This is a genomic window from Caldimonas manganoxidans ATCC BAA-369, from assembly GCF_000381125.1.
Taxonomy (GTDB): Bacteria; Pseudomonadota; Gammaproteobacteria; order Burkholderiales; family Burkholderiaceae_C; genus Caldimonas; species Caldimonas manganoxidans.
On the sequence record NZ_KB905986.1, the window covers coordinates 1 to 8,433 of the forward strand.

The window sequence follows — 8,433 nt, forward strand, 5'->3', positions numbered from 1 at the left end:
GACGGTCCTCGAAGTCGGTGCGGTGTTTCCACTTGAGCACCGTCATGGGCGACACCCCGTAGCGCTGTGCCAGCGTGGCGATGGGGTCGTTGCTGGCGGCGATTTCGGCTCTGACGCGCGGTGTGGTGCGGGCGCACTTGTGCAGTCGAGTGATCATGTGTGGAACTCCCCGGTATCAGACCGCCTTGCTGCTGCGCCGCGGGCCCAAAATCTCAGCCAGAACGCTGCGCGCGAGCAGGTAGCCGTGGCGTGACGGTAGTATATGATCGTCCGGGATTCGACATATAGCTGCTACAATCTTGTCCTCCATGCGTCGCTTGTTTATGATTTTTCTGCTGGTATTGATGCCGCTGCAGCTCAGTTGGGCAGCGATTGCATCCTATTGCCAGCACGAAACTGGGGCCGCAGCCAAACACTTCGGTCACCATGACCATCAGCACAAGGCTACTGATGGTAAAGAGACAGCACCCGATCCAGCCAAAACCGGTGGCGGTGACCCTGATTGCGCATCCTGCCATGCGGGGTGTTCATCAGCCCTGCCTGGGGAGGTGACTCTCCCGCCGATGTTCAGCTCGTCCCTAGACATAGCGGACTACTGGCTGCATCTTACGTCGCCCCCTTTCGAACGCTTAGAACGCCCGCAGTGGCGTGTCCTCGCCTGATCGGCGGGGAGCGCGTTCCTTCCCTCGTCGTCACTAAAGCAGTCGCGCTTGGTGCGTGACCGCACAAAGCCGCCTTTGCGCCGCTGACGTGACGATGTAGCAGGCGATCATTTGGATCGCTCTCCGCCGATTTCCTCGTGTCTTTGAAATCACTGGAGAATCGGATGTTGAAGAGTATTCACAAGCAAAAACGACGGGCGTCACTTGCCGTTCATAGGGCTACAAAAAAGGCAACTGCAGCGGGCCTGCTTATTGCGCTCACCGCAGGGGTATCTTTTGCCCAATCGCTGCCTGCTGCGCAAGCCAACCGCACAGCCCAATCTGAGTCGCAGGCCGATGTGGCGACGCTTCTGACGTTGCAGAGAGCCATCGCGTTGGCGCTCGACGGCAATCCAGACCTTACCGTCGCAAAACGTGAAATTGAGGCTGCTGAAGGTCAGGTGCTTCAAGGGCAAGCGCGCCCTAACCCAGAGCTTGCCTATTTACTGGAAGACCAGCGCGCACAGACCCGTACACAAAGCGTGCAGATCAACCTTCCCGTTGAAATGGGCGGCAAGCGCGCGGCCCGTATCGCGGCCGCCGAGCGAGGGCGCGACATCGCAGTGGAAGAACTGAATGTGCGGCGCATCGAAATCCGCGCCGCTGTGGTCGCCGCCTTCTTCGAAACGCTGGCAGCCCAGGAGCGTGTAGCACTGGCTCTTGACAGTGTCGATTTGGCGAGAAAAGCGACCGACGCGGTTGCCAAGCGCGTGGCAGCGGGTAAGGTTTCTCCCGTCGAAGAATCAAAGGCCCGGGTGGCTGAGGCCGGGGTGCGCGTTGAACTCGCCCAGGCGCAAAGCGAGCTGCGCAACGCTCGGGGACGTCTTGCCAGCTTGCTGGGTGCCAATCCACCTCGCTTCACCCTCGTCGCGGGCAATGTTGAAGCGCTCCCGCCCGTTCCAAGCTTCGACAGTGTCCAGCAACGCCTGTCTGTCTCGCCAACCTTGCGTCGTGCGCAGCTAGAGATGGAACGCCGCAGATCACTGGTCGATTTGGAGCGCAGCAAGCGGGTACCCGATGTCACCTTCAGCCTGGGAGTGAAGCGCTCCAATGAGCTGCAGCGTGATCAGCTGCTGTTCGGCGTCTCCGTGCCGTTGCCGTTGTTTGATCGCAATCAGGGCAACTTGCTGGAAGCGCTGAAGCGCGAAGACAAAGCCCGGGACGAACTCCAGGCGTTGAACGTGCGAGTCGGCACTGAAGTGATGCAAGCCCGCGAGCGGCTGGACGCCATTCGCAGGGAAGTCGAGGTCTTGCAACGGGACGTACTCCCCGGGGCTAAGAGTGCCTACGACGCAGCCACCATCGGATTCGAGAACGGCAAGTTCAACTTTCTAGAAGTGCTAGACGCGCAGCGCACCTACTTCGCCGCCAAGTCCCAATACCTCAAGGCACTGGCCGAAGCGCATCGCGCGGCGGCGGACATTGACCGGGTGCTCGGCGACTCCACCCCGAATGCCGACAAGCCATCCAATCAGGAATGAATATGAAAATCGACACAAAAAAACTGAACATCAGCAAAAAGCAGTTGGTCGCCATCGCTGCAATTGCCGTGACTGGCGTAGTGCTTGGCACCGCCATTCTGAGCAACAAGACAAGCAAGACGGCGGAAGATGATGGCCACGGTCATGGCAGCCACGTTGAAGCGAAAGCGCACAGTGATGGTGAGCACCACGGCAAGACGAGTGGCGATGGGCACGATCATGACAAAGGCCACGCTGACGGCGAGCACCACGAAGGCCCCAGCAAGGGGCCTCATGGCGGCAAGCTGTTCAAGGAAGGAGATTTTGGGCTGGAGGCTTTGCTGGCCGAGGACGGAGGCGAACCACGCCTGCGGATCTGGCTGTTCAGCAAAGATAAGCCGCTTCCAAACAATGCAGCCAAAGTCAGCGCCACCATCACGCGCTTGACCGGAGAGACGCAGACCCTCAACTTTGCACCTGACAAGGACAGCCTGGTGAGCCGTGAGGTGGTGCCCGAGCCACACGCGTTCGAGATCAGCATCGTTGCCCAGACTGCCACCGAGTCCTTCATGTTCGTCCTGAACCAAGAGGAAGGGAAGGTCGAGCTTAGCGATGCACAAATCAAGGCCGCATCCATTGGCATCGACACGGCAGGTCCTGCGCGCATCAAGTCTGTTTTGCAATTGCCAGGCGAAATTCGTCTGAATGAAGACCGGACTTCGCACATTGTTCCGCGCATTGCGGGTGTGGTCGAGAGTGTGCAGGTCAGTCTGGGGCAGGCGGTCAGACGAGGCCAAGTTTTGGCCGTCATCGCCAGCCCGGCGGCATCAGAGCTGCGCAGCGAGTTGCAGACAGCACAAAAGCGATTGACCTTGGCCAAGACCACGTATGAGCGTGAAAAGCGGCTCTGGGAGCAGAAGATCTCTGCCGAGCAGGACTACCTGCAAGCCAAGCAAGCCTTACACGAGGCAGAGGTCGCCGTGGCCAACGCCCAGCAGAAGCTGTCCGCCTTGGGTCTGACATCAGGATCTTCGGGGGGGCTCAATCGCTTCGAGCTGCGCGCGCCATTCGACGGCTTGGTGATCGAAAAACATCTCAGCCTCGGTGAGGCAGTCAAGGAAGATGCCGCCGTGTTCACAGTATCTGACCTGGGACAGGTCTGGGCCGAGATCAACGTGCCCGCGAAGGATTTGCCGCTGGTCAGGGTTGGCGAGAAGGTCACCATCAAAGCGACGGCCTTCGATGCCAGCGCGACCGGAACCATAACTTTTGTGGGTTCGTTGATCGGTGAACAGACTCGCATGGCCAAGGCCCGCGTGGTCTTGTCCAACCCCAAGGGCGTTTGGCGTCCTGGTCTGTTTGTCAGTGTGGAGGTGACTGCATCGGAGGCGGAAGTACCCGTGACTGTGGCCAGTGACGCCATTCAGACCTTGGGCGACAAGCCCGTGGTGTTCCTGAAAGTGAACGGAGGCTTCATTGCCCAGCCCGTGCAGTTGGGCCGCAGTGATGGCAAGCGGGTCGAGGTGGTGCAAGGACTCAAGCCGGGGGCTCTCTACGCGGCAGCAGGAAGTTTTGTCGTGAAGTCTGAGCTCGGCAAAGCTTCTGCCGAACACACCCATTGATACCGGAGCCACGCACATGTTTGAAAAACTTATTCGAGCAGCCATCGAACATCGATGGTTGGTGTTGCTGGCAGTCATCGGTATGGCGGCCGTCGGCGTATTCAACTACCAGAAGCTCCCCATCGATGCCGTGCCGGACATCACCAACGTCCAGGTACAGATCAACACCCAAGCGCCGGGGTACTCACCGTTGGAGACCGAGCAACGGGTGACTTACCCGATTGAGACCGTGATGGCGGGCCTTCCCAACCTGGAGCAAACCCGTTCCCTGTCCCGCTATGGACTGTCACAAGTGACTGTGATCTTCAAGGACGGCACCGACATCTACTTTGCGCGCCAATTGGTCAACGAACGCATCCAGGAGGCGCGCGACAAGTTGCCCCCCGGAATTACCCCGACCATGGGTCCGATTTCGACCGGCTTGGGCGAGATCTACCTGTGGACGGTCGAAGCCAAGGATGGTGCGAAGAAGCCTGATGGCCAACCCTATACGGCCACCGATCTGCGCGAGATTCAGGACTGGATCATCAAGCCGCAGTTGCGCAACGTGCCCGGCGTCACAGAAATCAACTCGATTGGCGGCTTTGCCAAGGAATACCAGATCTCGCCGATACCCGAGCGACTTGCCTCGCTGGGCATCACCTTACAGGACATCGTGACGGCATTGGAGCGCAACAACGGCAACGTGGGCGCGGGCTATATCGAAAAGCGTGGCGAGCAATATCTGATTCGAGCGCCCGGTCAGGTCAAAACCTTGGAGGACATCAGCAACGTGATCGTCAGCAGCGTCGGTGGTGTGCCGATCCGGGTGCGTGACGTGGCCGAGGTTGGGCTGGGGCGTGAACTGCGCACGGGTGCCGCCACAGCCAACGGGCGCGAAGTGGTGCTGGGCACGGCCTTCATGCTCATCGGGCAAAACAGCCGAACGGTTTCCCAGGCCGTCGACAAAAAAATGAAAGAAATCAACCGCAGCCTGCCTGAAGGCGTGCATGCGGTCACCGTTTACGACCGTACCGTGTTGGTGGATAAAGCCATCAGCACGGTGAAGAAGAATTTGTTGGAAGGCGCGATCCTGGTGATCGTGATCCTGTTCCTATTCCTGGGCAACATTCGAGCGGCCATCATCACGGCGACCGTGATTCCCTTGTCAATGCTGTTCACCTTCACGGGGATGGTGACCAACAAGGTGAGTGCCAATCTGATGAGCCTCGGGGCACTGGACTTCGGCATCATCATCGACGGTGCGGTTGTGATTGTCGAGAACTGTGTCCGTCGTCTCGCGCATGCGCAAGCTCAATACGGCAGGCCGTTGACGCGGGCGGAACGCTTTCACGAGGTGTTCCTGGCATCGAAGGAATCACGCCGCGCGCTGCTGTTCGGGCAACTCATCATCATGGTGGTCTACCTGCCCATCTTCGCCCTGACGGGGGTGGAAGGGAAGATGTTCCACCCGATGGCGTTCACGGTGGTGGCTGCACTCGTGGGGGCCATGATCCTGTCGGTGACCTTCATTCCGGCTGCGGTCGCACTGTTCATCGGCAACCGCGTCAGCGAGAAGGAAAACTGGCTGATGGTGCAAGCCAAGCGCTGGTACGCCCCCTTGCTGGACCGCGTCATGGCAGCCAAGGCTGTTGTCTTGACAGCCGCCGCAGTAGCCGTGGTGCTTTGCGGCTTGATTGCGACCCGCATGGGCAGTGAGTTTGTGCCCAGCTTGAACGAAGGCGATTTCGCCATTCAGGCCTTGCGCATTCCTGGCACCAGCCTTTCGCAATCGGTGGCAATGCAGCAGCAGATCGAGGCGACGCTCAAAGCCAAGTTCCCCGAGATCGACCGCGTTTTCGCGCGCACCGGCACGGCTGAAATCGCGTCCGACCCGATGCCGCCGAACATTTCCGACGGCTACATCATGCTCAAGCCGGTGTCCGAGTGGCCGGAGCCGCGCAAGTCGCGCGACGAATTGCTGGCGGCCATTCAGGAGGTCGTGGGCAAGGTGCCGGGCAACAACTACGAGTTCTCGCAGCCTATCCAATTGCGCTTCAACGAACTCATTTCAGGGGTCCGCAGCGATGTGGCGGTGAAGATCTTCGGCGACGACATGGACGTATTGAACAAGACAGCCGAAGAAGTCTCGTCCATGTTGCAGAAGATCCCCGGTGCGTCTGAGGTCAAAGTTGAACAGACCACAGGATTGCCGATGCTCACGGTCAACATTGATCGTCAGAAGGCCGCCCGCTACGGGCTGAACGTGGCCGACATCCAAGATGCAGTGGCCACGGCCATCGGCGGGCGCGAGGCCGGTACGCTGTTTGAAGGCGACCGTCGATTCGACATCGTGGTTCGGTTGCCAGAATCCCTGCGCAACGACTTGGAAGCCATGAAGCGCTTGCCGATTCCTTTGCCGCGCGGAACAGGTACGGGAGGTCTTGAAGGCCGAACCAACTTCATTCAACTGGGTGAAGTGGCGAGCTTCGAGTTGGCACCCGGCCCGAATCAGATCAGCAGGGAAAATGGAAAACGTCGCATCGTTGTAAGTGCCAACGTTCGTGGTCGAGACGTGGGCTCGTTCGTCGCGGATGCAAAAGCAGCTCTGGCACAGGTCAAGATCCCTCCTGGGTATTGGACGAGTTGGGGCGGAACTTTTGAGAACCTGCAGTCGGCAACACAACGCCTGAAGATCGTTGTTCCAGTCTCTCTGCTCCTGGTGTTCGTCTTGCTCTTTGCGATGTTCGGCAACGCCAAGGATGGTTTGCTGGTTTTTACCGGCATTCCGTTCGCGTTGACGGGTGGAATCCTGGCGCTGTGGCTGCGCGACATCCCCATGTCGATCTCGGCGGCAGTGGGCTTCATCGCGCTCTCAGGCGTCGCCGTACTCAATGGCCTTGTGATGATTTCCTACATCCGCACCCTGCGAGAGGAGGGAATGCCTCTGGACGCGGCCATTCGGGACGGCGCGTTGACCCGTTTGCGTCCCGTGCTGATGACGGCCCTGGTGGCGTCTTTGGGTTTCATCCCGATGGCGATTGCCACTGGAACCGGCGCAGAAGTTCAGCGGCCCTTGGCCACTGTGGTGATCGGCGGCATCGTGTCTTCCACATTACTGACGCTACTCGTACTCCCCATTCTTTATCGTCTGGCCCATCGACCAGACGAGCAAGAAGAGGATACGTAGTTCGCTATTGGGGTGATGGACACCATCCGCTGGATATTTCGGTCAATGGCGGGACTGCGATGGAAACTGTTCCGAACTCAATGATCCGCCTACGGGTAAAGGCTGGCAGCCATCGAATCGCCTTCAGTGCTGGCGGGAAGTCGTTTGACCGAACAATTTCCGGCATGGCAGGAGAGGTTCGCTTGGTGGGCATTACTGGCACAGACTGGTCTTGGGGTAGCGGCGGGCGCGCCGCCGGATGACAGTCGCAATGAAGGGGGCGCATTGGTGCTCATCTGTTCTGTCCTAAAGCTCTGACTGGATTGGAAAACCTTCTAGCTACGGTAGAGTCAAGGGCGTCCGGGAAGACCCTGTGGCAAGTTCGTTGCATCTGCGCCTTGACTCTCCAGCCGCTACAGGCTTCAGCATCCATCGATTTGGAAGGAACAATGCATGGCTGAAAACCACAGAAATCACGAAAACGACGAGTTGGACCGCCTAGATGCGAGCGATGCGAAGGACCGAAAGATTCTTCTGACTGTGTTGCTGATCAACCTGACGCAGTCCGCCGCCGGCATTGCCCTTGGCATCTGGGCTGGCTCTACGGCGCTGATGGGCGCCGGGTTGGACAACCTCGCCGATGCGTCGGTCTATGCGGTTAGCCTGTATGCCGTCGGTCGTGCGGCAACGGTCAAGGTGGGCGCGGCCCGCTTGTCGGGTTTCTTGCTAATCGGCCTGGCCGCGCTGCTGCTGTTGGAAGTCCTACGCCGCTTCGCTGGAGGGGAAGAGCCTGTCGGCCCAGCCATGATGGCCATGGCCGCGCTGAACGCGGCTTTGAACCTAGTGTGCCTCAGACTACTGCGCCGCCATCGCGGGGAAGATGTGAACTTCAAGGCGTCAGCGATCTTTACCAGCAACGACTCCATCGTCAATGGTGCGATTGTGCTGTCCGGGGTGCTGGTGATGGGGTTCGGGTCGAACATCCCGGATCTGGTGCTGGGCGTCATCGTGGCCGCAATCGCAGCGAATGGGGGGCGGGAAATCCTGCGCGAAGCATCGGAAACAGCTCGCCGTAAGGCGGGCACATAAGGCATGTTTTCGCCCAGTTCATCCCGAGGTTTACCTCTGCAAAAGAGGTAGTCCAGCCTTTGGGCTACGGCCTCGGCTGCAGCCGAGCGTACCATTGGCGATGGCCGCGCGATAGGCGGGCATGCCGTTCTCGACCTCCGTCTGCCGTACAGCAGCGGTGCGCAAGGTTGAGGGTGCATGTCGTCTCTCCTGTTCGTGTGGCCCAGGGGCTCCATGTCGTTTCGTGTGGAAAGCAACACCGTCACTGGGGCATCGCCGGCGCGAACGGACTGGCCGGCAGGTGCTTGAGCTTGGACATGCGCAGGTAGGCGATGGCGATGAAGTTCTGGCTCGTCCTGAAGCCGCGCGCGGCGCGCTTGGCCTGCTGCAGCAGCCCGTTCATCGCCTCGACGAAGGCGTTGCTGCGGTGATCG

General features: G+C 59.6%; 6 protein-coding genes and 1 pseudogene. 5 read left to right on the forward strand and 2 right to left on the reverse strand.

Going from position 1 to position 8,433, the window contains the following annotated elements; all coding sequences use genetic code 11:
* Positions 1–157, reverse strand: a pseudogene (locus F615_RS20595) (IS481 family transposase); the annotation flags it as partial.
* A 151-nt stretch (positions 158–308) separates the two neighbouring features.
* Here F615_RS20595 and czcI point away from each other — a divergent pair.
* From czcI to F615_RS0116750, 5 genes are all read left to right on the forward strand, one after another.
* Positions 309–662 carry a cation efflux protein, CzcI family gene (czcI, locus tag F615_RS20755; RefSeq protein ID WP_083932499.1) on the forward strand — a complete coding sequence of 118 codons (354 nt, stop codon included), beginning with the start codon at positions 309–311 and terminating at the stop codon, positions 660–662.
* Between the two features lie 164 nt (positions 663–826).
* Positions 827–2,182: a TolC family protein gene (locus tag F615_RS0116735; RefSeq protein WP_026330402.1), complete on the forward strand. Its 1,356-nt coding sequence runs from the start codon at positions 827–829 to the stop codon at positions 2,180–2,182.
* Between the two features lie 2 nt (positions 2,183–2,184).
* Positions 2,185–3,783, forward strand: coding sequence for an efflux RND transporter periplasmic adaptor subunit (locus tag F615_RS0116740; protein ID WP_019562300.1), 1,599 nt, complete (start codon positions 2,185–2,187; stop codon positions 3,781–3,783).
* 16 nt (positions 3,784–3,799) lie between these two features.
* Positions 3,800–6,952: a CusA/CzcA family heavy metal efflux RND transporter gene (locus F615_RS0116745; protein ID WP_019562301.1), complete on the forward strand. Its 3,153-nt coding sequence runs from the start codon at positions 3,800–3,802 to the stop codon at positions 6,950–6,952.
* A 432-nt stretch (positions 6,953–7,384) separates the two neighbouring features.
* Complete coding sequence (locus F615_RS0116750) at positions 7,385–8,020, forward strand: cation efflux transmembrane domain-containing protein (protein WP_019562302.1); 636 nt, start codon at positions 7,385–7,387, stop codon at positions 8,018–8,020.
* Between the two features lie 241 nt (positions 8,021–8,261).
* Here F615_RS0116750 and F615_RS19780 read toward each other — a convergent pair.
* Positions 8,262–8,433 (reverse strand): transposase (locus F615_RS19780; protein ID WP_019562303.1); only part of this gene is annotated, 172 nt, incomplete at its 5' end.

Excerpts from the sequence above, each read along its gene's own strand:
- F615_RS0116745 (WP_019562301.1), top strand. The coding sequence starts at position 3,800 with ATGTTTGAAAAACTTATTCGAGCAGCCATCGAACATCGATGGTTGGTG.
- czcI (WP_083932499.1), top strand. The coding sequence starts at position 309 with ATGCGTCGCTTGTTTATGATTTTTCTGCTGGTATTGATGCCGCTGCAG.
- F615_RS0116740 (WP_019562300.1), top strand. The coding sequence starts at position 2,185 with ATGAAAATCGACACAAAAAAACTGAACATCAGCAAAAAGCAGTTGGTC.
- F615_RS0116750 (WP_019562302.1), top strand. The coding sequence starts at position 7,385 with ATGGCTGAAAACCACAGAAATCACGAAAACGACGAGTTGGACCGCCTA.
- F615_RS0116735 (WP_026330402.1), top strand. The coding sequence starts at position 827 with ATGTTGAAGAGTATTCACAAGCAAAAACGACGGGCGTCACTTGCCGTT.